The organism is Azohydromonas lata, from assembly GCF_034427735.1.
Taxonomy (GTDB): domain Bacteria; phylum Pseudomonadota; class Gammaproteobacteria; order Burkholderiales; family Burkholderiaceae_C; genus Azohydromonas; species Azohydromonas lata.
This window is the reverse complement of the sequence record NZ_JAXOJX010000033.1, coordinates 20638-45459: the sequence shown is the minus strand read 5'-3', so window position 1 is coordinate 45459 and position 24822 is coordinate 20638. Positions and strand designations below refer to the sequence as shown.

Genomic DNA, 24822 nt, shown 5'->3' with positions numbered 1-24822 from the left:
GCGCAATGAGCAAGGAGATCAACCAGCGGCTGGACTGGGTCCCCAACGCGCGGCTGGGGGCCATGCCGACGGTGTCGTCGGAGCACCATCGCTACGGCATGCGCCACTTCGCGGTGGGCGTGACCATCATCACGGCCGGCCATGGCGCGGCGCGCGCCGGCCTGACGGCCACGGCGGTGTGCTCCGTGACCGCCGATCCGCCGCGGCTGGTGGTGTTCGTCAACAAGAACGTCGCCGCCAGCCAGAGGGTGCTCGACAGCGGGGCTCTGTGTGTGAACGTGCTGGCCGGAGATCAGGAGGAGGTGGCCAAGGTCTTCGCGGGCATGCTCCAGGACGTGCACGGCCTTGCGCGCTTCGAGCACGGCCTGTGGAACGAGATCGCCACCGGCGCGCCGGCCCTCGACGGTGCCCTGGCCAACTTCGACTGCCGGGTCATCAAGGTGTTTGACGAGAGCACCCACCACGCCTTTCTGTGCGAGGTGCTCGCCACGCGCGAGCGCAACGACGGCGAGGCGCTGATCTACCTGAACGGCAGCTTCCACCGCGTTGCGCAGTGAACGCGCGGGCGGGCCGGCGCTGCTGAACAGGCGGCGTTGCGGCCGCGGTTCTTGAAGACCTCAAGCCGCAGGCCCGGCCCCCCGGCGCAATCTCCTCCAGCGCCGCCGCACGAAGCGCCACAGCGTGACCGTCACCGCCAGCGCCACCGCCACGCCCACGGCCAGCACGGCGAAGAAGACCACCGGGTGCGTCCACGACAGCCACAGCAGCCCCGGCACGGCGGCGTCGCCGGCCAGTGACAAGGCGAGATTGGAAAAGGGCTCCGGCGAGGTGTTCACCGCCGCGCGCGTCGTGGCCTTGCCGGCGTGGGCCGTGGCGGCCAGGGTGCCGCCCAAGAGGGCCGTCACCGTGCCCCAGGTCAACGCGTCGCCGCCGAAGGCGCCGGCCATGGCGGCCGTGGCCAGCGCGGCACCGGCCGGGATGCGTATGAAGGTGTGCACGGCATCCCACAGCGAGTCCAGCGCCGGCACCTTGTCAGTGACGAACTCCACCACCACCATCGCGCCCGCCGCGCCCAGCACCAGCGGCTGCTGCAGCACCTGAAGCCCCGGCGGCAGCGTCACCCACTGCAGCCAGCCGGCCAGGCCGGTGAGGAAGACCGCGGCGTAGAGCCGCAGGCCGCTGCTGTAACCCAGCGCCGCGGCCAGGGCGGCGAGCTGGGCCAGGTTCTGCGGGGCGGCGGCATCCATCACGAAGTTGCAATGGAGGGCCGCGCCGCCGGTTTCAGCGCCCTCGGGGCCCTTATCGCGCCTCGGCGATGCGCTGCGCCAGGTGCGCCAGCGCCTCTTCCACCTGGTCGATCAGGATCAGGCACAGGTCGCCCGGCTCCAGGCGGGAGAGGGCAGAGTCGATGGCGACGAACTCGCCGCGTATCTCCTCCACGTGCCGCGTGCGCGCCGCGCCTTGCAGGCCCTGGCGCAGCAGGCCGATCACCTCGCCGTCGGCACGGCCGCGCTGCGCGGCGTCCTGGTAGAGCACGACCTCGTCGAAGGCCGCGCCCAGGATCTGCGTCTGCTCGGTGATGTCCTCGTCGCGCCGGTCGCCCGCGCCGCTGATGACCACCGAGCGTTTCTTGGCCGGCATGGTCGAGATGGCCGCCACCAGCGCCCGCATGGCGTCGGGGTTGTGGCCGTAGTCGGCGATCAGCGTGGCGCCGCGATAGTCCATGACGTTGAAGCGCCCCGGCGCGTTGTGCGCGTCGTTGACGAAGCTGGCCAGCCCGCGGCGCACCGCGTCCCAGCTCAGCCCCGAGGCCCAGGCCGCCGCCACCGCCGCCATCACGTTCTCGACCTGGAAGCCGATCGAGCCGCCCCGCGTCAGCGGGATGTCGCGCAGCGGCAGGCTCTCGCGCCAGGTGCCTTCGGCCGCGACCACCGCGTCGCCGTCCACGAACACCGTGCGCTGGCCCTGCGCGCGGTGCGTGGCCATGATCGGGTGGTGCCGGTCGGCGGCAAAGAAGATGACCTTGCCCGGGCACACGCCGGCCATGGCCGCCACCGTCGGGTCGGCGGCGTTGAGCACCGCGTAGCCGCTCTCGGCCACGTTGTGGACGATCACGCGCTTGAGCACGGCCAGGTCGTCCAGCGTGGTGATGTAGTTCAGGCCCAGGTGGTCCCCGGCGCCGATGTTGGTCACCACCGCGACGCTGCAGCGGTCGAACCCCAGGCCCTCGCGCAGCACGCCGCCGCGGGCGGTCTCGAACACGGCCGCGTCCACCTCCGGGTGCAGCAGCACGTTGCGGGCGCTCTTTGGGCCGCTGCAGTCGCCGCTGTCGGTCTGGCGGCCGTTGACGTAGACGCCGTCGGTGTTGGTCATGCCCACGCGCATGCCGGCGCTGGCAAACAGGTGGGCGATGAGCCGCGTCGCCGTCGTCTTGCCGTTGGTGCCGGTGACGGCCACCACGGGGATGCGCCCGTCGTCGCCCGGGGCGTAGAGGTGGCTGATCATGGCCTCGCCCACGTTGCGGCCCTTGCCGAACGAGGGCGACAGGTGCATGCGCAGGCCCGGCGCGGCGTTGACTTCCACCACGCCGCCGCTTTGCTCCTCCAGCGGGCGCAGCACGCTCTCGGCCACCACGTCCACGCCGCAGATGTGCAGGCCGATCATCTGCGCCGCCGCCACGGCGCGGGCGGCCACGTCGGGGTGCACGTCGTCCGTCACGTCGGTGGCGCTGCCGCCGGTGGAGAGGTTGGCGTTGTTGCGCAGGATGACGCGGCGGCCCTTCTCGGGCACGGACTCCGGCGTCAGGCCCTGGTCGGCCAGGCGCGTCAGCGCGATGTCGTCCAGCCGGATCTTGGTCAGCGAGGTGGCGTGGCCGTCGCCGCGGCGCGGGTCGGCGTTGACCTGCTCCACCAGCTCGCGCACGGTGTGGCGCCCGTCGCCTGCCACGTTGGGCGGGTCGCGCCGCGCGGCGGCCACCAGGCGGTTGCCCACCACCAGCAGCCGGTAGTCGCAGCCGGGCAGGTATTTCTCCACCAGCACGTCGCCGATCTCGGCCGCGGCCTTGTAGGCGCTCTCCAGGTGCTCGCGCGTGACGACGTTCACCGTCACGCCCTTGCCCTGGTTGCCGTCCTGCGGCTTGAGCACGACCGGCAGGCCGATTTCCTGAGCCACGGCCCACGCCTCCTCGACGCTGGACACCGGGCGGCCGATGGGCACCGGCACCCCGGCGGCGGCCAAGAGCTTCTTCGTCAAATCCTTGTCCTGAGCGATGGACTCGGAGACGGCGCTGGTGGTGTCCACCTCGGCGGCCCAGATGCGGCGCTGCTTGGCGCCCCAGCCGAACTGCACCAGCGAGCCCTCGGTGAGGCGCCGGTAGGGAATGCCGCGCGCCAGGGCGGCGGTGACGATGGAGCCGGTGGAGGGGCCCAGGCGCACGTCCTCATCCTTCTCGCGCAGGGCGGCCAGGGCGGCGTCCAGGTCGAAGGGGGCGTCGGCCAGGGCGGTTTCCACGAGCTCGCGCGCGGTCTGGAAGGCCATGCGGCCCACGGCTTCCTCGGTGTACTCGACCACCACCTGGTAGACGCCGGCCTCCAGCGTGGGCTGCACGCGGCTGAAGCTCACGGGGCAGCCGGCCTGGGCCTGCAGGCCCAGCGTGGCGGTTTCGAGCACATGGGCCAGCGAGGCGCCGGCGTGCAGCGGCGCCAGGGCCGGGAAGCGCCGGCGCAGCCGGTTTTCCAGGCCCGGCAGGCCGTCGATGGCGTTCTCGGCGCCTTCACAGGCCACCACGGCCTCGATGGCGGTATGGCGGCTCCACAGGTTGGGGCCGCGCAGGGCACGGATGCGGGAGACGTTCATCAGTGGGTCGGGTTCTGGTTGCGCGCGAGCTCGGCGGCGAAGGTTTCGATGCCGGCACGGATCAGGGCAGGGGCGATGCCCAGGGCCCAGGCGGCGGACACGGCCGGCAGCACGCCTTCGGCGCGTTGCGGCGTGCCCCAGGCGCCCAGCTCCAGGCGCTGCGGCGTCGTGTCCGGCGCCAGCAGCTCGGCGCTGCCGCCGTTCAGCCGCACGGCGCGGCCGCCCGCGGCCACGTGCGCGTCCAGCGCGGGGTTGGCCGCGTCCAGGGCGTAGAGGATGGTGTCGCCGTCGCACAGCGAGGCCAGCGCGGCGATGCGCTCGTCGCCGGCGTTGAGCACCGCGACGCCCTCGTCCAGCACCACGTCCACCTGGGTGCGCAGCACCTTGGGCAACTGGTCGGCGTCGCGGATATCGTGCTCGGCCAGCGTCTCGGCGCCTTCCAGGTCCGTCACGATGCCGATGTTGCAGCGGTCGTAGGGCAAGCCGTCGCGCAGGATGGACAGCGGGCCGTTCTCGACCACGGCCGCCTCGATGCGGCGGTTCATCAACAGCCGGTGGCCGCTGGCCCAGTCGGCGCGGTTGCCGCCCTGCACGGGGCGGTTCTCCAGGAACAGGCCATCGCGGCAGGCCAGGCCCACGGGCAGGCCGCGCAGGTGCAGCAGCCAGGCGATCAGCCGCGCCGTGACGTGCGTCTGCCGCGTGCCGGCCACGCCCACGATGGGAATGCGCCCGCTCTCGCCCTCGGCGAAGAGGTGGTCCACGATGGCGCGGCCCACCGGCTGCGGCGTGCCCACGGCCGGCTTCAGGTGCATCAGCAGACCGGGGCCGGCGTTGACCTCGACGATGGCGCCGCGCTGGCCGTCCAGCGGCTTGCTGATGTCCTCGGCCACCATGTCGATGCCGGCGATGTCCAGGCCGACGACCTTGGCCGCCAGCACCGCCATGGCGGCGACCTCGGGGTGCACTTCGTGTGTGCAATCGAAAGCCATGTTGCCGTTGCGCTGGATCAGCACGCGGCGGCCCGCGGCGGGAACGGAGCCGGCGTCCAGCCCCTGGCGCTGCAGGAGCTGGCACATCACGGGCTCGCGCTCCAGGCGTATCGTTTCCAGCGGCAGGTCCTCGGCCTCGCCGCGGCGGGGGTCGGAGTTGAGCTGGCTGTCTATGAGCTGGGTGACGGTGCCCTGGCCGTCGCCGGTGATCCACAGGCTCTCGCCACGCGCCGCGGCCACGAGCTTGCCGCCCACCACCAGCAGCCGGTGCTCGTTGCCGCGCACGTAGCGCTCCACGATCACCTCGGAGCCTTCGGCGTCGGCGATGCCGAAAGCGGCCTCGATGTCGGCCTGCGCCGTCAGCTCCAGCGACACGCCGCGGCCGTGGTTGGCGTCCGACGGCTTCACGACGACGGGAATGCCGATGTCTTGCGCCGCTTCCCAGGCCTCGGCCGGGCTTTCGACGACTTGCCCTTCCGGCACCGGCACGCCGCAGGCGGCCAGCAGGGTCTTGGTGAGGTCCTTGTCGCCGGCGATGCCCTCGCCGATGGCGCTGGTGCGGTCGGTCTCGGCCGTCCAGATGCGGCGCGAGCGCGCGCCGTAGCCGAGCTGCACCAGGTTGCCGCTGTTGAGGCGGATGTGCGGGATGCGGCGGTCGGTGGCCGCCTCGACGATGGCGGCGGTGGAGGGGCCGAGGTAGCAGTCGTCAAGCTCCTCGCGCACCACGTTGACGGCGGCGCCCACGTCGAAGGGCCGCTCGTTGATGGCGGCCATCAGCAGCGCGTGGCCTTGGGCCAGCGCCGCGCGCGCCACCTGCTCGTCGCGGGCACGGAACACCATGCGGTAGACGCCGTGCTGCGAGGTGCTGCGCGTCTGGCCGAAGCCCGTGGGCATGCCCGCCAGGTTGAGCAGCTCGATGACGACGTGCTCCAGGATGTGGCCGGCCCAAGTGCCTTCGCGCAGCCGCTCCACGAAGCCGCCGCGCTCGCCCACGCCGCAGTGGTGCTCCATCAGGTTGGGCAGCAGCCCAAGCAGCCGGTCGGTAAAACCGGGCAGCAGGTTGGAGGGAAAGTCCTCCAGCTCACCGAGGTCCAGCCAAACTTCCAGGGCGGGACGGTAGGTCCAGATGTTGGGCCCGCGCAGGTGGTTGATGCGCAGCAGCCGTATGTCGTTCTTGGGGCTCATGGTCAGTAATGCTGTCCCGGTCGAGTGCGGGATTGTGCAGCCCGCGCAAAGTGTGGTTTCCGCCCCACGGGGCGCAAGGCGTAAGAGTTGCCCGCTTGCGCGAAAATCCTGCGCCCCCGGCGTGCGCCGGTGGCGCTCAAAGCCCATGCCAAATTCAATATCCGCTCCCTTGTCCGGTGATGCCGGCGCCGCCTGGCGCACAGCCTTGCCATCCCGCCTCGAAGCTGGCGACAACGTGTTGGCGACGCTCCAGGTTGACCTCGACGCCCAATTGCGCTTTGCCCAGGGTGCCGTGGTGCTCACCGAGCGCACGCTGCAGGCGGTCGCGCCGGACGGGCGCTGGCAGGACTGGCCGCTCACGCGCGACCTCGTGCTGCGCCTGGTGGACCACGCCGGCGTGGGCACGCTGGAGCTGGCCGACGCCCACCGCCGCCTGGCGCTGTGGCGCTTCACGCTGGCGCAGGGGCCGGCGGCGGCGCAGCTCATCGCCGCCTTCGAGCGCCAGCTCTCGCGCCGCGCCGGCACCTTCACCGCCGAGGACGAGGCCGACCTCGCCGCCGAGGCGGCCGAGGCCGAGGAGTTCGGCGCCAAGGGCGGCGCCAAGGCGACGTCCACCTGGGTGCTGCTGCGCCTGGCCCGCTTCGCCAGGCCCTACCAGGGGCGGCTGCTGATCGGCTTCCTGCTCACCCTGGCCTCCACGGCGGCCACGCTGGTGCCGCCGTACCTGACCATCCCGCTCATGGACCGGGTGCTCATCCCCTTCCAGAACGGCCAGCCCATAGACACCTCGCTGGTGCTGCTGCTGTTGGGCGGGCTGCTGGCCTCGGCGCTGCTGGCCTGGGGCTTGAGCTGGGCGCGCACGTACTTGCTGGCGCTGGTGAGCGAGCGCATCGGCGCGGATCTGCGCACCACCACCTACGAGCACCTGCTCACGCTGTCGCTGGACTACTTCGGCAACAAGCGCACGGGCGACCTGCTGGCGCGCATCGGCTCGGAGACGGACCGCATCAACGTCTTCCTGTCGCTGCACGCCCTGGACTTCGCCACCGACGTGCTGATGATGGCGATGACCTCGGTCATCCTCTTCTCCATCAACCCGTGGCTGGCGCTGGTGACGCTGCTGCCGCTGCCCATCATCGGCTGGCTCATCCACGCCGTGCGCGAGCGGCTGCGCACGGGCTTCGAGAAGATCGACCGCGTCTGGTCCGAGGTGACCAACGTGCTGGCCGACACCATCCCGGGCATCCGCGTGGTCAAGGCGTTCGCGCAGGAGGCGCGCGAGGCGCAGCGCTTCAAGGACGCCAACCGCCACAACCTGGAGGTCAACGACAAGCTCAACCGCACCTGGAGCGTGTTCACGCCCACGGTGACGCTGCTCACCGAGATCGGGTTGCTGGTGGTGTGGGCCTTCGGCATCTGGCAGATCAGCCGCAACGAGATCACGGTGGGCGTGCTCACCGCCTTCATCGCCTACATCGGCCGCTTCTACTCGCGGCTGGACTCCATGAGCCGCATCGTGTCGGTGACGCAAAAGGCCGCTGCGGGCGCCAAGCGCATCTTCGACATCCTGGACCACGTCTCCAACGTGCCCGACCCCGTGCAGCCCGTGGCGCTGCCCTCGGTGCAGGGCCGCATCGAGATGCGCGGGCTCACGTTCCGCTACGGCAACCGCAGCGTCATCCGCGGGCTGGACCTGGACATCCGCCCGGGCGAGATGATCGGCCTGGTGGGCCACAGCGGCTCCGGCAAGAGCACGCTGGTCAACCTCATCTGCCGCTTCTACGACGTGAGCGACGGCTCCATCCGCGTGGACGGCACCGACATCCGCCGCTTTGCCGTCTCCGACTACCGGCGCCACATCGGCCTGGTGCTGCAGGAGCCTTTCCTGTTCTTCGGCACCATCGCCGAGAACATCGCCTACGGGCGGCCGGATGCCACGCGCGAGCAGATCGTGGCCGCGGCGCGGGCGGCGCATGCGCACGAGTTCATCCTGCGCCTGCCCCACGGCTACGACTCGCTGGTGGGCGAGCGCGGGCAGGGCCTCTCAGGCGGCGAGCGCCAGCGCATCTCCATCGCGCGGGCGCTGCTGATCGATCCGCGCATCCTCATCCTCGACGAGGCCACCTCCAGCGTGGACACGGAGACCGAGGGCGAGATCCAGAAGGCGCTGGACAACCTGGTGCAGGGCCGCACCACCATCGCCATCGCGCACCGCCTCTCGACGCTGCGCAAGGCCGACCGCCTGGTGGTGATGGACCGCGGCCGCGTGGTGGAAGTGGGCCCGCACGACGAGCTGATGGAAAAGCAGGGCGCCTACTGGCGCCTGTACGAGGCGCAGGCGCGCAACGTCGATACCGAGCCGCAGGTGGCGCGCACGCCGGAAGCGCACCTGGCACGGCAAACCGGGGAGGTGTGATCCATGGCGACTTCAAACCTTGCCGGCACCGGCCACGATTTCCTGCTCTCGCGCAACGCCTTCGGCCGCCTGGTGCTGACCGACGCGGCCGGGCGCGAGCACGTGGGCGTGACGCCCGTGCGCTCCTTCCCCATCGCGGCGCCGCAGGAGGGGCTGTCGCTGGTGGGCCCGGACGGCCACGAGCTCGCCTGGGTGGACCGCATGGACGCGCTCACCCCCGCGGCGCGCGTGCTGGTGGAAGAAGAGCTGGCGGTGCGCGAGTTCATGCCGCGCATAGAGCAACTGCTGTCGGTCTCCACCTTCACCGTGCCCAGCACCTGGAGCGTGCGCACGGACCGGGGCGCGACGAGATTCGTGCTCAAGGCCGAGGAGGACATCCGCCGCCTGGCCGGGGGCATGCTGCTCATCACCAGTGCCGACGGCGTGCAGTTCCTGGCCGAGCGCTTTGCGCTGGACAAGGGTTCAAAACGGCTGCTGGAGCGCTTCCTGTAAGGCGGCCCCCTACAAGCCGTCTGACTCAGACCGTCTTGCGGCTGCCCTGCTGCAGCCGGCGCAGCAAGGCGTCGGTCGCGTCGCGCAGCTCGCGCGCCTGGGGCCCGGCGCTTTGCAGCAGGCCGGCCTCGTCGAAGCTGCGGTTGTCCATCACCTCGCACACCACCTCGTAGGTCATGAGCACCTGGAGCTGCCGGCGCGGAATGCCCACCAGCGCGTGGCGCAGCATGCGGGCGTGCACGCGGTAGTCCAGCGCGTTCATGCGGCGCTGGCCCGTTTCCAGGGCGGCCAGCCGGCGCGCGAGGTCTTCGATGAAGAGGTGGCGGTTGTGGGCAAGGTCGTTCACGGCGGCTTTCCTGCAGTTCAGCCGCCATTGAGCCGCACCCTGCCGCCCGGGCATCGGCCGACCAAGCGGCCTTTGGCACGGCAGTTCGGGCCTTCCCGTTCCCCTGGTAACAAGCCCCGCGCACCGGCCGTGACGAATGTCCTTGGTTCGCCGTTTTTCTTGGCCCGGCAAGGGTTTTTCCGCGACGGCCGCCAAAAGGAAAGCGGGCCCCGGGGGCCCGCTTCGCGGTGGCAGGGGCCAGGCCGTTCAGCCCATGTGGCGGCGGCCTTTGAACGTCTGCTTGAGCATGTAGCCGCCCATGAGCAGCGCGCCCGCGGCCAGCGCCATGGAGCTCGCGGGCATGGTGCGCACGGTGTTGGAGGCGATCTCGCCCGCGTGCGGCGCGGTCAGCTCCAGACGGCGCTTGGTCATCTTGGCGCCCAACTCGCCCAAGCGGTCGGCCAGGCCCAGCTCGGCCTGGGGCAGCAGCGTGGTTTCCTCGTCGGCCACGTGGTGCATCACGGCGCGCATGAGCGACATGAAGACGCGGTCGTGCTCGGGGTCGGTCGGGTCCAGCGTGCGCAGCCGCGCGATGAGGGTGCGCATCTCGTCGTGCTCCGGCACGCTCTTGTCCAGCACCGCATTGTCGCTCTGCGCCTCGCGCATGGCGGGATAAAAGATTTCCTCTTCCAGTTGGGCGTGGATTTCCAGCGCCAGGCACACCGTCTTGGCCAGGGCCTGCTTGGTCTTGGGCGGGGTGTCCACTTCGTACTGGTGGAAGGTGGCCAGCACGTGGGTGTGATCCATGCGGATCATGTTGGTGATGCTCGGCGAGAGCTTGTTCAGGAACTGGTTCATGGGGTCTCCGGAAGGGTGAGCCTTGCGCGGCGGCAAGCCGCATTCCTGTTGCGCGGCACGCAGGGCGCGCCGCGTCAGCCTGCCAGGGTGTGCAGTAGTCCGAGCGGGTGGTGGGCGCGGGCCACGGAGATCATGAAACCGAACACCGCCAGCGCCAGTAACCAGCCCGCCACTCTTTGTGTGCGGTTGCGCGCACGCTTGAGCGCATAGGTGCCCAGCGCCACGTACACGGGCAGCAGCGCCAGCTTCACCCACAGCCAGGGCGCCGCCAGGGGCTGAAAGGCCAGCGAGGCCAGCACCAGCAGTGCCGCGGTGACCAGTGCCGTGTCCACCGCCACGGCCGCGATGCGCAGCGGCACCGCCATGGGCCAGCGCGCCCCGGCGGCGAGTGCCCCGCCGCGCAGCGCGAACAGGCTGCCGCTGAGATAGACCAGGCCCACGTGGGCGTGCTTGAGGGCGAAGTAGTGCTCGGTGAGGGCCATCGGGATGAGAAGGCGCCCGCGCAAGCCGGGCGCCGTGCTGTCGTGAATGCCCGCCAGCCTAAGCCCTGGCGGCGGGGCAGGCCGCCGTCTTCAGTTGAGGCGTCCGCGCAGTCCGCCCATGCTGTAGCGCCCCGCGCCCAACAGCGCCACGGCCAGGGCGCCAAAGAGGTACATGCCCTGCAGCTCCAGCTCCCAGCCGCCTTGCTTGTTGATCTGGCCGATCTGGCCCATGTGCACCAGGCCTATGGCTACCAGCATGTTGATGAAGACGATGAGCGCCGCCGCTCGCGTGTACAGGCCCACGATGAGCAGCAGCGGCGCCACCACCTCGCCGATGTAGACGCCGTAGCCCAGCGCCGCGGGCAGCCCGGCCTTGGCCACCAGGCCCATGATGAAGCCGGGCCCGCCCACGATCTTGGCGATGCCGTGCAGCAGGATGAGCACGCCCAGCGCCACGCGCAGGACGAGCTTGCCGGCGTCCTCGCCGGGGCTGGAGACGGCGAGCGGGGCGGTGGTGGTGACAGTCATGGCGTCCTCCTGATGAGAGGGGTGTACGCGCCGGCAGGCGCGTTTATTCCGGAGCTGCTCATCACGCAGCGCGCCGCCGGAGCAAACCGCGCTCCTGCCGCGGCAGCCCAGGCCTATTTGCGGCTCCTGCGGGCATGCCGCCTGCCAACTTGCGCGCATTGAAATCACTCACTAGGAGCCCCGACCCATGGACGCCATAGAACTGCTCACCGGCCAGCACCGCAAGCTGGAGGCGCTGATGAAGCAATGGATGGACTCGAACGAGGCGCAGCGCCCCTCGCTGTTCAAGCGCGTGGGCGACGAGCTCACCGTGCACGTCACCTCGGAGGAGCAAATCTTCTATCCCGCGGTGAAGGCAAAGCGCACCGAGGACATCCTGCTGGAATCGCTGGAGGAGCACCTGTCGCTCAAGCGCGTGCTGGCCGACCTAGTGGAGATGGACCCGTCCGACCCGGCCTTCGAGCCGAAATTCCACGTGCTCAAGGAACAGGCCGAGCACCACCACAAGGAAGAGGAAGAGAACCTCTTCCCCAAGGTGAAGCAACTGCTGGAGCCGGCGGCGCGCAACAAGCTGGGCGAGCAGATGGAAGCGCTGCAGCAGCAGCTCAAGCGCGAGGGCGACCCGCGCGAGGCCGTGACGCAGCAGACGGACGAGGCGGCCAAGCTGGAGTGACGGTGAGCTTGGGCGCGGCATGCGTGGTTTTGGCTTGCATCCCGCCAGCCGAAGTGCTTCGCCCTCTACGCCGGCATGCCCGCGAAAGCGGGCATCCACCCCTGCTGCTGCGTTGGCGTGCCAATGCCGGCTTGTGGCAATGCAAGTACGAAGGCCGCACCCCGGTGTTCGTGGATGCCCGCTTTCGCGGGCATGACGGGTGAGGGTGCGGGGCAGCTTTGCCACAGCGCTGACAAGGCACTGCGGTTTGCCGCAACGCCTTGCGTGCATTCACCCATGAGGTGATGGCGAGGCAGCCGCAGCCAGCCCACGGCTGGCCGCTGCCTCAACCTCCCTGGTGCGCCCGCTTGCCGGGGTTCTTCTTGCTGCGCGTGGCCACGCCGCGCTCCTTGCTGCGCTTCTGGCCGGTGGCCTTTTGCTCCTGCGCGGGGCGCAGCGGGAGGGTGGCGCGGGCGTCGGCTTCGGTCTTGATCTGGTTGCCCATGCGGGACTCCTTGCGTGGTTGACGTTGGACTGTCATGACGGCAAGGCCCGTGCCGACGCCGGGCCGCACTGGGCACCCCACTTGCCGCCGCGCGGCGATGGCAGATACCCCCCCGGACCAGGACCAGCCCAACGTTTTCGCCGGCCTTGCGCAGGCCGCGTGGCGGCACCGCAACCGCACCCTCCTGGCCCTGTCGCTGCTCATCGCGGCCAAGCTGGCCGCCGTGGCCGTGCCGCTGCTGCTCAAGGCCGTCATAGACCGCTTCAGCGAGCCCGGCACCCTGGCCACCAGTAGCCGCTTGGGCGACACGGTGCTGGTGCTGCCGGTGTTCCTGCTGCTGGGCTACGCGCTGCTGCGCTTCGCGGGCACCCTCTTCACCGAGCTGCGCGACCTGGTGTTCGCCCGCGTGACGCTTTCCACCGTCACCGACTTCGCCGAGCGCTGCTTCGCGCACCTGCTCTCCCTGAGCCCGCGCTTTCACGTGCAGCGCAACACCGGTGCGCTCATACGCGACGTGGAGCGCGGCACGGCCGGCGTGGGCTTCCTGCTGGGCTCGGGCCTCTTCACCGTGGTGCCCACGCTGGTGGAGTTCGTCGCCGTGCTGGCCGTGATGGCCGCAGGCTACAGCCTGTGGTTCACGCTGGTGATCATGGCCACCTTCCTCGTCTACGGCAGCTTCACCATGGCCAAGACGGGCACGCGCGCCCTGCGCCAGCGCCGCGTCAACGACATGGACTCGCGCGCCAACGGCCGCATGGTGGACACGCTGCTCAACTACGAGACGGTGAAGACCCACGTGAGGGAAACCTACGAGCGCCGCCGCTACGGCGGCGTGCTGGGCGAGTGGGTGGAGGAGGGCATGCGTAACCAGCGGGCCTTGTGCGGGCTGCACATCGGCCAGAGCGCCATCATCGCCGCGGGCGTCGCGGCGGTGATGCTGCTGGCCGGCGAGCAGACCGTGCGCGGCCAGATGACGGTGGGCGACCTGGTGCTGGTCAACAGCTACATCATCCAGATCTGCCTGCCCTTGAATGCCCTGGGCTTCGTCTTCCGCGAGGCGCGCGACGCGCTGGTCAACACGGAAAAGCTCTTTGCGCTGCTCAACCAGCCCGTGGACATCCAGGACGGGCCGCAGTCCCGGCCGCTCCAGCTGCAGGGCGGCGCGGTGGCCTTCGAGCATGTGCACTTCGGCTACGAGCCGGGCCGCCCCATCCTGCACGACCTCAGCCTGGAGATCGACGCTGGCCAGACGGTGGCCGTGGTCGGCGGCAGCGGTTCGGGCAAGAGCACCCTGGCGCGGCTGCTGCTGCGCCTCTATGACCCGCAGGAAGGCCGCGTCACCGTGGACGGCCAGGACTTGCGCGAGGTGCAGTTGAACTCGCTGCGCCGCGCCGTGGGCGTGGTGCCGCAAGACACGGTGCTGTTCAACGACACCATCGCCTACAACATCGCCTACGGCCGCGAGGGCGCCGGGATGGCCGAGGTCATCGCCGCGGCGCAGGCCGCGCAGGTGCACGAATTCATCATGTCGCTGCCTGCCCAATACGACACCGTGGTGGGCGAGCGCGGCATGAAGCTCTCCGGCGGCGAGAAGCAGCGCATCGCCATCGCGCGGGCCTTTCTGAAGAACCCGCCGCTGATGGTCTTCGACGAGGCCACCTCCGCCCTCGACACCCGCGCCGAGCGCGCCATCCAGCACGAGCTGGACCGCATCGCCCAGGGCCGCACGACCTTGATCATTGCCCACCGGCTCGCCACCATCGTGGGCGCGGACCAGATCGTGGTCATGGACCGCGGCCGCATCGTCGAGCGCGGCCGCCACGGGGAGCTGCTGGCGCGCGACGGCCTCTACGCCCAGCTCTGGAAGCTGCAACTGCAGCAAGAGCAGTTCGAGAAGCTGGAGCGCCGCCTGGCGCGCCAGCCGGTCAACCTGGCCGTGGTCATCGCGCAGGCGGTGGACGGCCTGGCCGCGGAGCTGGACGCGCGCCAGGTGCGCCTGTCGGCCCACATCGACCTGGGCAACGCCAGCGTCACCGGCGACCCGACCACGCTGTCCCAGCTTGCCCGCGAGCTGTGCCTGGCCGCGCTGCAGGCCACGCCGCGCGGCCGCCGCATCGAAGTGCGCCTGGAACGCCAGGGCGAGCTGGCGCGCTTGAGCATTGGCGACGGCCGCCATGCCGTTCCCGCCCTGGAGCCCGCGGGCGTGCCGGCGCAACGGCCGCCGCGCGAGAGCGCCGCGCTCACGCCGCCGCCCTTCGGCCTGGACACGCCGCTGGACCCGCTGGCGCTGCGCTCCACCGTGGAGCGCCAGGGCGGACGCTTCCACATCGAGCCGCCCAGCGCCACCCACGGCCTGCGCTACGTGATGGAGCTGCCGCTGCGCCCCGTCTCCGGCCTGGAGCCGGGCGACGTGGCCTTGCCGGCACCGGACGCGGCGTTCGCCGAAACCGTCGCCACGCCCGCCGTGCCAGCCGCCGCGCCCGCGCAGGCCCCGGCGCCCGCGCCACAGGCCGCGCCCCAAGCCATGCCGCCGGACGACCCGCTGGACGCCGCCGCGCTGCCGCAGCTCGACGGCCTGCGCGTGATGGTGCTGGAGCCGCGCCCCGAGGCACGCGAGGCCTTGCAGCAACTGCTGGAGGCCGTCGGCGCGGACGTGCTGCTCTTCGACACCGCCGCCGCCACGCTGCAGTGGCTGGAGCGCCAGCCCGCGGCGATGTGGCCGCAGCGGCTGCTCAGCGAAGTCGCGTTGGGCGAGGAGGACGGGTTGCAATTCATGCGTGCCGTGCGGCAGCTGGAGTCGCGCCGCGGCGTGCCCGTGGCGCGGCGGCTGCCGGCGCTGGCGCTGTCCGGCCTCACCGGCGCACAGTCGCACGCGCAGGTGCTGGCAGCCGGCTTCAACGCCCATCTCAGCAAGCCCGCGCACCCGCGGCGGCTGCTGCTGGAGCTCATGGAGCCGGGCCCACCCCGGGCCGACGCCGCCGCGGCCAGCGCCGGGCCGCCTTCGCCGCCCATAGAGGTGTGATGCCGCTGCCCTGGCTGGGCGTGCCGGTTGCCCCCTCGCGCGCATGCCCAAGAATCCCGCGCGCCCCGGCAGCCATTTCGCCGACCGCCATGCCGCCGAGCAGGCGCTGGCCCTGACGCTGCCCATGATCGAGGCCGCCATGTCCGACCCGCAGGTCAGCGGCTGCGGCTTTTTCTACGTGGTGGTCATGGACCCGGCGCTCACGCCGGCCGATGGCGCCTTCGAGGACGCCATCCTGCTGGAGCACGCCGTGGGCGACCGCAGCCGCTGGGATGCCGACTACGCCGCCTTCGCCCGCGACAAGGCGCGCCTGGCCTGGACCCTGGGCGACACCCACGCGCTGCAGACGCGGCAGCCGCACCGGCTGCGCGAGGGCGACAGCCTGCTGTGGGGCAGCGTGGTGCTGGACGGCATCGTGGTGGCCGCCAGCGGTGCCTTTCCCTGGTTCGACGAGGCCTTCGCCACCGCGCTGGCCGCCAACCTGCGCGCCATCGCCAAGCAGCGCCACGCCGCCGCGCTGGAAAAGCGCCAGCTCAGCGCCGGCGGCTGACCGCCCCCGCGTCGCCGCCTTCGATCTCTCGAATTCCCCGCCACGGCCTTGCGGCCTTCGCCGCGCCGGCCCCATGCGGGCGCGCCTTTGCACTTCCCAATTCGGCCCGGCCGCCAGGACGACGTCATCAACAACGCCACCATCGACATCACCGTGCCCATCGCCGAGCTGCACGGCCAAGAGTGGGAGCGCATCGTCCGCACCAACCTGAGCGCCCCCTTCTACGTGGCCCAGCATGCGGCGGCGCTCATGGGGCGCGAGTCGTCCTGCGGTGGGGGGGCGGGCACATCGTCAACATCGCCTCCACGGCCTCCAAGCGCGCCTGGCCCAACGCCGCGGGCTACCACGCCACCAAGTGGGGCCTGCTTGGGCTGTCCACGCGCTGCACGCGGAGCTGCGGCCCAAGGGCATCAAGGTCACGGCGGTGGTGGCCGACGGCATGCGCACGCCTTTCCTGCTCGACCGCTGCCCCGACATCGACCCCGGCGTGCTGCAAGACCCGGTGCAGGTCGCCAAGACCGTGCGTTTCGTCTTGCTGCAAGACGAGGAGACCGTCATTCCCGAAGTGATGGTCCTCCCCATGCGCGAGAGCAGCTGGCCCTGAGGCCGGCGGGCGCGCGCGGCAGGGCGCGCGCTCCTTGAGGCACGACCCCACGCGGCCGCTCAGGCCGCGTTTTCCTTCCTCATCAGGAAGCGCGTGAACGACGCGCCGCGCCGCGTCACGGTCTGGGGTTCCACCACGGTGAAACCCTGGGTTTCGAAGAAGGGCCAGGCGCTGAGGCTGGCCTCGGTGCTGAAGACGGTCACGCCCACGGCGCTCAGGGCGTCCTCGGCTTCCTGCACCAGCCGCGTGGCCACGCCGCGGCGGGCACAGCGCGGGGCGGTGTAGAGCAACTCGATGTGGCCGTCCTCCTCCCAGGCGATGAAGCCGCAGGGGCCCAAGGCGTCCTCGGCCACCAGCGTGGTGAGCGCTTCCATGCGCTGGCGCCAGCCGGCCAGGTCCGGCGGGCGCGGGGCCCAGGCCGCGAGCTGGTCGGGGCCGTAGTGCGGCGCGCCCAGGGTGTGGACCGAAGCGGTGAACAGCGCCACCAGCGTGGGCAGGTCCGCGCTGGCGTAGGGGCGTATGCGAATCAAAGTCCTCCCTCCGTGAGCCGCGCCGGGTCCAGCAAGGCCTGAAGTTTCTCCCGGCCCAAGTCGGTCATCTCATCCGCCACGTCGATGATGGGTCGGCCCTGCTTGTAGGCCGCCTTGGCGATCTCCGCGGCCTTCAGGTAGCCCACCAGCGGGTTGAGCGCCGTCACCAGCACGGGGTTGCGCGACAGCGCCTCGCGCAGGCTGGCCTCGTTGACGGCAAATCCTGCGATGGCCTTGTCCGCCATCGCCCGCGCCGCGGCCGAGAGCAGCTGTTGGCTTTCCAGCAGGTTGCGCGCCACCAGCGGCAGCATCACGTTGAGCTCGAAGTTGCCGGACTGGCCGGCGATGGTGATGGCCGCGTCGTTGCCGATGACCTGCGCGCCGGCCATGGCCACGGCCTCCGGGATCACCGGGTTGACCTTGCCCGGCATGATGGAGCTGCCCGGCTGCAGCGCGGGCAGCTCGATTTCGGCAAGGCCTGCCAGCGGCCCGGAGTTCATCCAGCGCAGGTCGTTGGCGATCTTCATCAGCGCCACCGCCGTGGCCTTGAGCGCGCCGGAAAGTTGTACCGCCGTGTCCTGCGCGCCCATGAGCGAGAAGCGCTCGGCCGCGGCCTGGAAATGGATGCCGGTGCGCTTTTGCAGCAGCGTGCACAGCATGGCGGCGAATTCGGGATGGGTGTTGACGCCCGTGCCCACGGCCGTGCCGCCCTGCGCCAGCGTGGTCACCGCGCCCTGCAGCGCCACCAGTCCGTTGATGGCCTGCTGCACCTGCGCGCGCCAGCCGCCCAGCACCTGGTCCAGGCGCACGGGCATGGCGTCCATGAGGTGCGTGCGGCCGGTCTTGACGTGCTGGCGCAGCGTGGGCGCCCTGTTCTCCAGCGCTAGCGCCAGATGCGCCAGCGCCGGCAGCAGCTCGCGCTCCAGTTGCAGGGCGGCCGCGACGTGTATGGCCGAGGGCACGGTGTCGTTGCTGCTCTGGCCGAAGTTGACGTGGTCGTTGGGGCTCACGGCGCGGTTGAGGCGCCGCGCGGCCAGCGTGGCCAGCACCTCGTTGGCGTTCATGTTGGAGCTGGTGCCGGAGCCGGTTTGGAAGACTTCCACGGGGAAGTGCGACTGGCGGGCCGGGTCGGCCAGCAGCTCGTCGGCGCTGGCGGCAATGGCCTCGGCCAGCGCCGGCTCCAGCAGGCCCAGTTGCGCGTTGGCGTGCGCCGCCGCGGCCTTGATGTGCAGCAGCGCCTCCACGAAGGCCGCCGGCATGGCGATGCCGCCGAAATGGAAATTCTCCACCGCGCGCTGCGTCTGCGCGCCCCACAGCGCGTGGGCCGGCACGCGCACCTCGCCCATGCTGTCCTTCTCGATGCGCCAGTCGAGGGCGTCGGTGGCGCCCGGCGTTGCGGTGGAGGAGGGCGGCGTATCGCCGCCATGGTCTGCTGTGGTCATGGCGTTCCCCGGCGCCGGCCGTGGGCGCCCCGTCCCGTGTTGAGCAAGCGCCGTGCGCCGCGGTCCAAAAAATAAGCCGCCCGGTTGGGCGGCTGGTTGCCGGATGCGACGGCGCCGCTGCGCCGCCGTGGGGCCGGGTCAGGGCGCGGGGTCGCCGCCCTCGGGGACCTCGCCGTCCTTGTCCTCGGCGGCGTACTCCTTGAGGCGGTTGTAGAGCGTCTTGAGGCTCACGCCGAGCACGGCGGCGGTGCGTTCCTTGTGCTGGTTGAAGTGGCGCAGCGTGGCCAGGATGAGCTGGCGCTCGGCGTCGGCCATGGATGTGCCCAGCTTGATGGTGATGCTGCCGTTGTTGGCGCCGGCCGCGGGTGCGGCGGAGGCGGCGGCCGGGCTGCCGTCGGCCGAGGGCGGGTCGGTGGGCAGCCACTCGTCGGTGATCTGGTCGCCCTCGGCCATGACGAAGGAGCGCTGCACCACGTTGCGCAGCTCGCGCACGTTGCCCGGCCAGCGGTAGGCGGTGAGCTTCTCCAGCGCCCCGGGCGTGAAGCGCTTGCGCACGCTCTCGCGCTCGCACACGGCCGCCAGGAAGTGCTCGGCCAGCAGCGGCACGTCGCTGGAGCGGTCGCGCAGCGGCGGCAAGCCGATGGGGAAGACGTTGAGCCGGTAGTACAAGTCCTCGCGCAGCTTGCCCGAGCTCACGGCCTGCTCCGGCGTGCGGTTGGTGGCGGCGATGACGCGCACGTCGGTCTCTATCGGCGTGGTGGAGCCCACGCGCATGAAGGTGCCCGTCTCCAGCACGCGCAAGAGCTTCACTTGAAGCTCCAGCGGCATCTCGGTGATTTCGTCGAGGAACAGCGTCCCGCCGTGGGCGCGCTCGAAGAAGCCCTGGTGCATGCGGTCGGCGCCGGTGAAGCTGCCCTTCTCGTGGCCGAAGATTTCGCTCTCGATCAGGTTGGGCGAGATGGCGCCGCAGTTGACGGCCAGGAAGGGCTGCTTGCGGCGGCGGCTCAAGTCGTGCACGGTCTGCGCGACGACTTCCTTGCCCGTGCCGCTCTCGCCGGTGATGAACACGCTCACGGCGGTGCCGGCCACGCGTGCGATCTGCGCATAGATGCGCTGCATGGGCGCCGAACGGCCCCAGAGGTGGCCGAAGTGGCCGGTCTTTTGCCACTCGGCGTTGAGCGAGGCCAGCTCGTCCTTGAGCACGGAGGGGCGCATCACGCGCGACAGGATGCCGCGCAGCTGCTTCATGTTGACCGGCTTGGTGAGGTAATCCGCGGCGCCCAGGCGCAGCGCCTGCACCGAGGTTTCGAGGCTGGCGTGGCCGGTGATGAGCACGACTTCGGAGTGCGCGACCAGCTCCGGGTCGTCGAACAGGTCCATGCCGCTGCCGTCGGGCAGTTGCAGGTCCAGCAGCACGATATCGGGCTGCTGCAGCGCCATCTGGCGCCGCGCATCGCGCAGGTTATGGGCGGTGGCCACGGTGAAATGCTCGGCCGCGATGAGAGCCGCCATCATCTGGGCCGAGTCCGTGTCGTCATCGACGATCAGGGCATGACTCAAGAGTGTTCTCCTCAGGTGTCGGGGGATCCCCCGCACGGGGACAGGAACCGAAGTTGCCGCAACGGCGCATGGACGCAAAGCCCCCGCACAGGCCGGACCTCGCCATAGGCGCCGGCGACAACACATTGCCTCGAAGCCGCAGCGTGCTGCTGCTGGTGGATTTCATCAATCCGCTTCAATTCCCAGGTGCCGACAGTATGGCGCCCGCGGCCCTGCAGGCGGCGCGCTGTACGGCACATTTGAAACAGGTGCTTTCACAACAAGGCATCCCCACAATTTACGCCAACGACAACTACGGCACCTGGCGTTCGCAGTTCAGCGATGTGCTCCAGTACTGCCAGGACTTGCCGGGCGAGGCCGGCGAGATCGCGCGCCTGCTGGCACCGGACGAGCACGATTTGACCATCCTCAAGCCGCGCCACTCGGCTTTCTATGCAACGCCGCTGGAGCTCTTGCTCACGCAGATGCATACCCACGAGCTGATCGTGGTCGGCCTGTCGGCCGACATGTGCGTGCAGGTCACGGCCATGGATGCGTATTTGCGCGGCTACACGGTGTGGGCGCCCTGCGACTGCACGGCTGCCGAAAGCCCCGAGCGGCTGCGCGATGCGCGGGCTTACATGGAGCGCGTGTTCAAGACCGACGTGTCGCACAGCACCGCCAGGCGCCCTGCGCAAAACACCGACGGCGCCAGCGCTGCGGCACACCGTTTGCCTCAGGGTTGACACGGGACTCGCGCATCAGGGCGCCGTTCTGCAACCTCTGAAACCTAGGAGTAATGCACCATGATCAACCTGATTGTCTGGCTGTTCGTTGGCGGTCTGATCGGCTGGGTGGCCAGCCTGATGATGCGCACTGATGCCCAACAGGGCATGTTCCTGAACGTGATCGTCGGCATTATCGGTGCCGCGCTGGCGGGCTGGTTCATCTCGCCGCTGGTGGGCATTCCGTCCATCAACGCCAACTCGTTCAGCATCGGCTCACTGTTGGTCTCGCTGGTAGGCGCCGTGGTGCTGCTGGCCATCGTCAATCTCGTGCGAAGGGGCAGCGTGCGCTGAAGCAGCCCGCGGCAATTCCTTGACGAGAGCTCCCTGCGGCCGTCCCGGTGCCGTGTATAAGCTGGCATCGGGGCGTGCCACGTCCCCCCCTTTCGGCGCTTGCCGAAACTCCACGCGTCTTTCTTAAAAGCACAGGAGAGTATCCATGGCCTCCACTTCCAGCCCCTTCCCGACTTCCGGCAGCTCCAGCGGTTCCACCCTGGGCAGCGGCAGCACCCTGGGTGGCACGGGTGACGGCACCAGCGGCCTGTCGTCTTCCACGGGCATGTCGTCGTCTTCCCCGGGGATGTCGTCTTCCGGCATGTCGTCGTCTTCGGGCATGTCCTCTGCCGGCATGTCTTCCAGTGGCGGCGTGTCCGGCGGCAGCACCTCGCAGGGCGGCAACGCCTCCATGGACCGCATGGTGCAAAGCGCCCACGAGGCCGTGGACCGCTTCGCCGAGAAGGCGGCCCCTGCGCTTGAAAAGCTGCGCAGCACCATGGGTAGCGCGACTGAAAAGCTGCCCATGAGCAAGGACGAGCTCAGCGCCATGCAGCAGGAATGGACGTCGACGCTGCGCGACACGGTGCGCGAGCATCCGCTGGCTTCGCTGGCCGTGGCCGCGGCCGCGGGTGTGCTGCTCAGCCGCATGATGTCCTCGCGCTGATGGACGAGCTGCAGCCCCAGCCGGCTTCGCCGGCCTCTGCAGGGTCCGCGTCCCAGGCCGCCGCTGCCGCCCAAGCCGATGAGGCCCGGGCGGGCGTCGACGGCCCGGCGTCCGATTCGCTGCTGGACAACGTCAAGCAGGTGCTGCGCGACCTCCCCGGGCTGGTGAGCGACCGCGTGCACCTGCTGGCGCTGGAGCTCAAGCGCTCCGGCCTGGCGCTGGCTCAGATGGTGGGCCTGGTAGTGGCTGCGGGGGTGCTCTTGTGCACGGCCTGGCTGGCGTTGTGGACGGGCATAGGCATCGCACTGGTCGAGGCGGGCGTCGCCTGGGGCTGGACGCTGATGCTGATCCTGCTCATCAACCTGGCCGCGGCCTGGCTGGCGGTCAAGCGCGTACTGGCGCTGGCCCGCTACCTGGCACTGCCGGCCACGCTGCGGCGGCTCACGCTTGGGCCGCCGTCGCCGGTGGCGCCGCGAGCCGGTGCGGCGTCCGGCCCCTATACCCATACCACTGCGGGAGGAGTCTCCGATGAGCGCGCAGCTTCGGCAGCCGGCAGCACGTCCTGAGGCGCCCGCCGGTACCGTGCCGGCGAGCCTGGACCAGCAGATCATGGCCGCCGAGATGGCCATCCTCGAACGCGAGCAACGGTTGCGTGAGCATGCAAGCCGCATAGGGCTGCAGATCCACGACAAGCTGCCGGCGCTGGGCGCGGGCGCGGCCAGCATGGTGGGCGGCGTGGTGCTGCGCCGGCTCTTTCGCCAGCGCCGTGCCGTGGGCGGCACGGGCGGCGGCGGCGCAGTGAGCACGGGCGCGAGCTGGCTGTCGCACCTGCCTTGGGCGCAGTTGAGCGCCGTGATCTGGCCGCTGCTGCCGCTGACGGTGCGCAACCGCGCCAATCCCAAGCTGGTGGCCGCGCTCATGGCCACGGCCGTGCCGCTGGCCGCGGCGCACTTCAAGGCCGCGCGCACGCCGCCCGTGGCCACCACGCCGCTGCTGGACCTGCGCCGCTACGCCGGGCGCTGGTTCGAGATCGCGCGGCTGCCGCTGCGCACCGAGCGCGAGTGCGACAGCGACGTCACCGCCACCTACACGCTGCTGCGCAGCGGCCGCATGCGGGTGGTCAACAGTTGCCGCACGGCCGAGGGCGAAGTGGAAGAGGTGCGCGGCATCGCACGCCCCTCCGGCGACGACGGCGCCAAGCTGGAGGTGTGCTTCGCGCCCGCGGGCCTGCGCTGGCTGCCCGGCGCCTGGGCCCCGTACTGGGTGCTGCACGTGGAGCCGGACTACAGCGCCGCCGTGGTGGGCACGCCCGACCGCAAGCACCTGTGGCTGCTGTCGCGCACGGCCTTCATGGACGACGCGCAGCTGCAGCGCCTGATGCTGCATGCCCGCGCCCAGGACTTCGACACCACGCGGCTGATGCGCACACCGCAGGGCGTGCGCGGCGCGGCCTGAACCGGGCCGGCCGCCACGCCACGAGCCGTGGACTGGGACGCACTGTTCGGCCTGGACCACGCGCTGGAGCTGGTCGTGCGCGGCACGGCCGTCTACTGGTTCCTGTTCCTGCTGTTTCGGCTGGTGCTGCGCCGCGACGTGGGCGCGCTGGGCATTGCCGACGTGCTGCTCATCGTCCTGATTGCCGATGCGTCGCAGAACGCCATGGCGGGCGAGTACGAGACCATCAGCGACGGCTTCGTGCTGGTGGGCACCATCGCCGGCTGGAACGTGCTGATGGACTGGGTCAGCTACCGCTTCCCGGCCACGCGGCGCCTGCTGGAGCCCGGGCCGCTGCCGCTGGTGCGTGACGGCCGGATCCAGCAGCGCAACATGCGCCGCGAGCTCGTCACCCGCGACGAGCTCATGGCCCAACTGCGCCAGCACGGCATAGAGAAGCTGTCCCAGGTCAAGCTGGCCACCATGGAGAACGACGGCAGCATCAGCGTCATACGCGCCGACGACGGCGACGCGGACGAGGCGCCGGCCGGGGGCGCGCAAAAGACTTTTTGACGCACGCCCCCATGCGGCACCAAGCGGGCAGGATGGCCCCGCCCGCGCCGCATTGAGGGCCCTCAACCCCCGCGATGCGGCGCGTTGCCGCTGTCGTCGTTGGTGTTGGCGCGCCCGGCGCTCTTGCCGGCCTGGTCATGGCCGCTGGCGTGGGGTTGCAGCGTCTGGTGCGAGCCGCTGGCAGCCGGGTGTTGCGGCCCCTTGCTGCCTTGCTGATGCTGCTGTTGCGCGCTGCCGCCGCCGGCCTGCTGCGTTTGCTGCTGCTGGCGGTTGGTGCCGGCGTCCGAGGGGTTGTTGCCGAGCTGCTCGCGCCGCTGGCCCTGCTCGGTGTCCTTGTCCTTGTGGTCCTTCATGGAGGTCTCCTGCGTGTCCTGGAAAGTAGGCGGCCGCCTTCTGGGCCGCATGCCTTGCCAGGCGGCAACGCCTGTGCCCGGCGCGTCGGGGCATGGCGCTTGCTGAATGGCGTGCAGCACTGAACACACCGCGACAGGAGCACACCATGGCCACCAGTTCCATCCTGGGCACCGACCAGGCGCCCGCGCCCACGCCGGGCCGCGACACCGCCGCGCTGGGCCCCAGCGACACCACCGACTCCGGCAGCGACATCGCCGGCCTAGAGGACGACCTGGACCCCGGCGGCCCGCTGGACGCCATCGCCGAGCCCGACAGCCTGCGCCCAATGACGGGCCTGGAAGTGCTGGGCTCCGACAGCGACTCGCGCGGCACCGGTGAGCGCCGCAGCGCCGGCAGCGACGCCGGGGTGGAAGCCGCCGACATCGCGCCCGACAGCATCCAGACCATCGCCGACATCGACCCGCTGGTGGACGGCAACTTCAACGAGGACGCCGCCGCCGGACTCTCCCCCGAGGAAGCCCGCGCCCGCGAGGACGCCGCCGCCGACATGGTCAACGCCTCCACGCTGGAGGACGACGACGACCTCGATGAGGACGAGGAGGCCGACGCCGAACTTGAAGACGATGACGACGGCCTGGCCGCCGACGAAACCGGCGACGTGCCCGACATGGGCGACGCCGCCGAGGACGACGAGGCGGACGGGCGCTGAGAAGGGGTACTGAAAAGGGGCGCTGAGGAGGCGCCGGAGGGGTGCTGGCGCCG

Annotated in this window: 25 protein-coding genes and 1 pseudogene; 14 read left to right on the top strand and 12 right to left on the bottom strand. The window is 70.7% G+C overall.

Features of this window, described 5'->3' with window-relative positions; translation table 11 throughout:
* The first annotated feature begins 5 nt into the window (after positions 1 to 5).
* Positions 6 to 557, top strand: a complete 552-nt coding sequence (locus SM757_RS19160; RefSeq protein ID WP_322466712.1) for a flavin reductase family protein — start codon at positions 6 to 8, stop codon at positions 555 to 557.
* Between the two features lie 60 nt (positions 558 to 617).
* On the opposite strand, the gene SM757_RS19155 is transcribed toward SM757_RS19160, so the two are convergent.
* Genes SM757_RS19155 through SM757_RS19145 form a run of 3 tightly spaced genes read right to left on the bottom strand, consistent with a single transcriptional unit; the run spans position 618 to position 6029 of the window.
* On the bottom strand, positions 618 to 1247 hold the full coding sequence (locus SM757_RS19155; protein ID WP_066331070.1) for a DUF4126 domain-containing protein: 630 nt from the start codon (positions 1245 to 1247) through the stop codon (positions 618 to 620).
* A gap of 52 nt (positions 1248 to 1299) precedes the next feature.
* Positions 1300 to 3855: a cyanophycin synthetase gene (gene cphA, locus SM757_RS19150; RefSeq protein WP_066331072.1), complete on the bottom strand. Its 2556-nt coding sequence runs from the start codon at positions 3853 to 3855 to the stop codon at positions 1300 to 1302.
* The gene (locus tag SM757_RS19145; protein WP_322466711.1) at positions 3855 to 6029 is read right to left on the bottom strand and encodes a cyanophycin synthetase; all 2175 of its coding nucleotides are present in this window, start codon (positions 6027 to 6029) and stop codon (positions 3855 to 3857) included. The genes cphA and SM757_RS19145 overlap by 1 nt, the downstream gene beginning before the upstream one ends.
* Positions 6030 to 6174: 145 nt before the next feature.
* Here SM757_RS19145 and SM757_RS19140 point away from each other — a divergent pair, with 145 nt between their 5' ends.
* Both SM757_RS19140 and SM757_RS19135 read left to right on the top strand, forming a co-directional pair.
* Positions 6175 to 8445 carry a cyanophycin metabolism-associated ABC transporter gene (locus tag SM757_RS19140; RefSeq protein WP_322466710.1) on the top strand — a complete coding sequence of 757 codons (2271 nt, stop codon included), beginning with the start codon at positions 6175 to 6177 and terminating at the stop codon, positions 8443 to 8445.
* 3 nt (positions 8446 to 8448) lie between these two features.
* On the top strand, positions 8449 to 8937 hold the full coding sequence (locus tag SM757_RS19135; protein WP_066331080.1) for a cyanophycin metabolism-associated DUF1854 family protein: 489 nt from the start codon (positions 8449 to 8451) through the stop codon (positions 8935 to 8937).
* Positions 8938 to 8962: 25 nt separating this feature from the next.
* Here the strand turns inward: SM757_RS19135 and SM757_RS19130 are convergent, their stop codons facing one another.
* From SM757_RS19130 to SM757_RS19115, 4 genes are all read right to left on the bottom strand, one after another.
* Entirely contained in the window at positions 8963 to 9283 is a 321-nt protein-coding gene (locus tag SM757_RS19130) for a hypothetical protein (RefSeq protein ID WP_066331083.1), read from the bottom strand.
* A 246-nt stretch (positions 9284 to 9529) separates the two neighbouring features.
* Positions 9530 to 10120: a hemerythrin domain-containing protein gene (locus tag SM757_RS19125; RefSeq protein ID WP_066331086.1), complete on the bottom strand. Its 591-nt coding sequence runs from the start codon at positions 10118 to 10120 to the stop codon at positions 9530 to 9532.
* 74 nt (positions 10121 to 10194) lie between these two features.
* Entirely contained in the window at positions 10195 to 10626 is a 432-nt protein-coding gene (locus SM757_RS19120) for a SirB2 family protein (protein WP_322466709.1), read from the bottom strand.
* Between the two features lie 66 nt (positions 10627 to 10692).
* On the bottom strand, positions 10693 to 11130 hold the full coding sequence (locus tag SM757_RS19115) for a DoxX family protein (protein ID WP_066331093.1): 438 nt from the start codon (positions 11128 to 11130) through the stop codon (positions 10693 to 10695).
* Between the two features lie 187 nt (positions 11131 to 11317).
* Between SM757_RS19115 and SM757_RS19110 the strand changes: the two genes are divergently transcribed.
* Positions 11318 to 11803 (top strand): hemerythrin domain-containing protein, encoded by a 486-nt coding sequence (locus SM757_RS19110; protein ID WP_066331102.1) that lies wholly within the window; start codon positions 11318 to 11320, stop codon positions 11801 to 11803.
* 325 nt (positions 11804 to 12128) lie between these two features.
* Here SM757_RS19110 and SM757_RS19105 read toward each other — a convergent pair whose 3' ends face one another.
* A complete protein-coding gene (locus SM757_RS19105; RefSeq protein WP_169805831.1) occupies positions 12129 to 12287 on the bottom strand; it encodes a hypothetical protein in 159 nt (52 codons plus the stop codon).
* A gap of 97 nt (positions 12288 to 12384) precedes the next feature.
* Here SM757_RS19105 and SM757_RS19100 point away from each other — a divergent pair, with 97 nt between their 5' ends.
* The 3 genes and pseudogenes from SM757_RS19100 to SM757_RS19090 all read left to right on the top strand — a co-directional run.
* Positions 12385 to 15309 (top strand): ATP-binding cassette domain-containing protein, encoded by a 2925-nt coding sequence (locus SM757_RS19100; protein WP_322466708.1) that lies wholly within the window; start codon positions 12385 to 12387, stop codon positions 15307 to 15309.
* A gap of 43 nt (positions 15310 to 15352) precedes the next feature.
* Positions 15353 to 15859: a hypothetical protein gene (locus SM757_RS19095; RefSeq protein ID WP_322466707.1), complete on the top strand. Its 507-nt coding sequence runs from the start codon at positions 15353 to 15355 to the stop codon at positions 15857 to 15859.
* A 108-nt stretch (positions 15860 to 15967) separates the two neighbouring features.
* Positions 15968 to 16463, top strand: a pseudogene (locus tag SM757_RS19090) (SDR family oxidoreductase); the annotation flags it as partial.
* 59 nt (positions 16464 to 16522) lie between these two features.
* Here the strand turns inward: SM757_RS19090 and SM757_RS19085 are convergent.
* From SM757_RS19085 to SM757_RS19075, 3 genes are all read right to left on the bottom strand, one after another.
* Complete coding sequence (locus tag SM757_RS19085) at positions 16523 to 16993, bottom strand: GNAT family N-acetyltransferase (protein ID WP_218011408.1); 471 nt, start codon at positions 16991 to 16993, stop codon at positions 16523 to 16525.
* On the bottom strand, positions 16990 to 18435 hold the full coding sequence (locus SM757_RS19080; protein WP_218011409.1) for a class II fumarate hydratase: 1446 nt from the start codon (positions 18433 to 18435) through the stop codon (positions 16990 to 16992). The genes SM757_RS19085 and SM757_RS19080 overlap by 4 nt, the downstream gene beginning before the upstream one ends.
* Positions 18436 to 18573: 138 nt before the next feature.
* On the bottom strand, positions 18574 to 19995 hold the full coding sequence (locus SM757_RS19075; RefSeq protein WP_322466706.1) for a sigma-54-dependent transcriptional regulator: 1422 nt from the start codon (positions 19993 to 19995) through the stop codon (positions 18574 to 18576).
* A 68-nt stretch (positions 19996 to 20063) separates the two neighbouring features.
* Between SM757_RS19075 and SM757_RS19070 the strand changes: the two genes are divergently transcribed.
* The 6 genes from SM757_RS19070 to SM757_RS19045 all read left to right on the top strand — a co-directional run bounded on the left by SM757_RS19070 (position 20064) and on the right by SM757_RS19045 (position 23706).
* The gene (locus tag SM757_RS19070; RefSeq protein ID WP_322466705.1) at positions 20064 to 20720 is read left to right on the top strand and encodes a cysteine hydrolase family protein; all 657 of its coding nucleotides are present in this window, start codon (positions 20064 to 20066) and stop codon (positions 20718 to 20720) included.
* Positions 20721 to 20783: 63 nt separating this feature from the next.
* The gene (locus SM757_RS19065; protein WP_066331227.1) at positions 20784 to 21053 is read left to right on the top strand and encodes a GlsB/YeaQ/YmgE family stress response membrane protein; all 270 of its coding nucleotides are present in this window, start codon (positions 20784 to 20786) and stop codon (positions 21051 to 21053) included.
* A 145-nt stretch (positions 21054 to 21198) separates the two neighbouring features.
* Positions 21199 to 21699, top strand: coding sequence for a hypothetical protein (locus SM757_RS19060; RefSeq protein ID WP_322466704.1), 501 nt, complete (start codon positions 21199 to 21201; stop codon positions 21697 to 21699).
* Positions 21699 to 22265: a phage holin family protein gene (locus SM757_RS19055; protein WP_066331116.1), complete on the top strand. Its 567-nt coding sequence runs from the start codon at positions 21699 to 21701 to the stop codon at positions 22263 to 22265. Before SM757_RS19060 ends, SM757_RS19055 begins: the two co-directional genes overlap by 1 nt.
* Complete coding sequence (locus SM757_RS19050; protein WP_322466703.1) at positions 22228 to 23154, top strand: lipocalin family protein; 927 nt, start codon at positions 22228 to 22230, stop codon at positions 23152 to 23154. Before SM757_RS19055 ends, SM757_RS19050 begins: the two co-directional genes overlap by 38 nt.
* Before the next feature lie 27 nt (positions 23155 to 23181).
* Positions 23182 to 23706 carry a DUF421 domain-containing protein gene (locus SM757_RS19045; protein WP_066331117.1) on the top strand — a complete coding sequence of 175 codons (525 nt, stop codon included), beginning with the start codon at positions 23182 to 23184 and terminating at the stop codon, positions 23704 to 23706.
* 62 nt (positions 23707 to 23768) lie between these two features.
* Here the strand turns inward: SM757_RS19045 and SM757_RS19040 are convergent, their stop codons facing one another.
* The gene (locus SM757_RS19040) at positions 23769 to 24059 is read right to left on the bottom strand and encodes a hypothetical protein (RefSeq protein ID WP_066331124.1); all 291 of its coding nucleotides are present in this window, start codon (positions 24057 to 24059) and stop codon (positions 23769 to 23771) included.
* A gap of 146 nt (positions 24060 to 24205) precedes the next feature.
* On the opposite strand from SM757_RS19040, the gene SM757_RS19035 reads away from it, so the two are divergent.
* Positions 24206 to 24769 carry a hypothetical protein gene (locus SM757_RS19035; protein WP_174548599.1) on the top strand — a complete coding sequence of 188 codons (564 nt, stop codon included), beginning with the start codon at positions 24206 to 24208 and terminating at the stop codon, positions 24767 to 24769.
* Positions 24770 to 24822 lie beyond the last annotated feature (53 nt).

Bases quoted from the DNA above. Each gene is read 5' to 3' on its own strand.
- SM757_RS19095 (WP_322466707.1), top strand. From the start codon at position 15,353: ATGCCCAAGAATCCCGCGCGCCCCGGCAGCCATTTCGCCGACCGCCAT.
- SM757_RS19080 (WP_218011409.1), bottom strand. From the start codon at position 18,435: ATGACCACAGCAGACCATGGCGGCGATACGCCGCCCTCCTCCACCGCA.
- SM757_RS19035 (WP_174548599.1), top strand. From the start codon at position 24,206: ATGGCCACCAGTTCCATCCTGGGCACCGACCAGGCGCCCGCGCCCACG.
- cphA (WP_066331072.1), bottom strand. From the start codon at position 3,855: ATGAACGTCTCCCGCATCCGTGCCCTGCGCGGCCCCAACCTGTGGAGC.
- SM757_RS19040 (WP_066331124.1), bottom strand. From the start codon at position 24,059: ATGAAGGACCACAAGGACAAGGACACCGAGCAGGGCCAGCGGCGCGAG.
- SM757_RS19110 (WP_066331102.1), top strand. From the start codon at position 11,318: ATGGACGCCATAGAACTGCTCACCGGCCAGCACCGCAAGCTGGAGGCG.
- SM757_RS19055 (WP_066331116.1), top strand. From the start codon at position 21,699: ATGGACGAGCTGCAGCCCCAGCCGGCTTCGCCGGCCTCTGCAGGGTCC.
- SM757_RS19140 (WP_322466710.1), top strand. From the start codon at position 6,175: ATGCCAAATTCAATATCCGCTCCCTTGTCCGGTGATGCCGGCGCCGCC.
- SM757_RS19160 (WP_322466712.1), top strand. From the start codon at position 6: ATGAGCAAGGAGATCAACCAGCGGCTGGACTGGGTCCCCAACGCGCGG.
- SM757_RS19145 (WP_322466711.1), bottom strand. From the start codon at position 6,029: ATGAGCCCCAAGAACGACATACGGCTGCTGCGCATCAACCACCTGCGC.
- SM757_RS19135 (WP_066331080.1), top strand. From the start codon at position 8,449: ATGGCGACTTCAAACCTTGCCGGCACCGGCCACGATTTCCTGCTCTCG.
- SM757_RS19100 (WP_322466708.1), top strand. From the start codon at position 12,385: ATGGCAGATACCCCCCCGGACCAGGACCAGCCCAACGTTTTCGCCGGC.
- SM757_RS19125 (WP_066331086.1), bottom strand. From the start codon at position 10,120: ATGAACCAGTTCCTGAACAAGCTCTCGCCGAGCATCACCAACATGATC.
- SM757_RS19070 (WP_322466705.1), top strand. From the start codon at position 20,064: ATGGACGCAAAGCCCCCGCACAGGCCGGACCTCGCCATAGGCGCCGGC.
- SM757_RS19060 (WP_322466704.1), top strand. From the start codon at position 21,199: ATGGCCTCCACTTCCAGCCCCTTCCCGACTTCCGGCAGCTCCAGCGGT.
- SM757_RS19155 (WP_066331070.1), bottom strand. From the start codon at position 1,247: ATGGATGCCGCCGCCCCGCAGAACCTGGCCCAGCTCGCCGCCCTGGCC.
- SM757_RS19050 (WP_322466703.1), top strand. From the start codon at position 22,228: ATGAGCGCGCAGCTTCGGCAGCCGGCAGCACGTCCTGAGGCGCCCGCC.
- SM757_RS19105 (WP_169805831.1), bottom strand. From the start codon at position 12,287: ATGGGCAACCAGATCAAGACCGAAGCCGACGCCCGCGCCACCCTCCCG.
- SM757_RS19115 (WP_066331093.1), bottom strand. From the start codon at position 11,130: ATGACTGTCACCACCACCGCCCCGCTCGCCGTCTCCAGCCCCGGCGAG.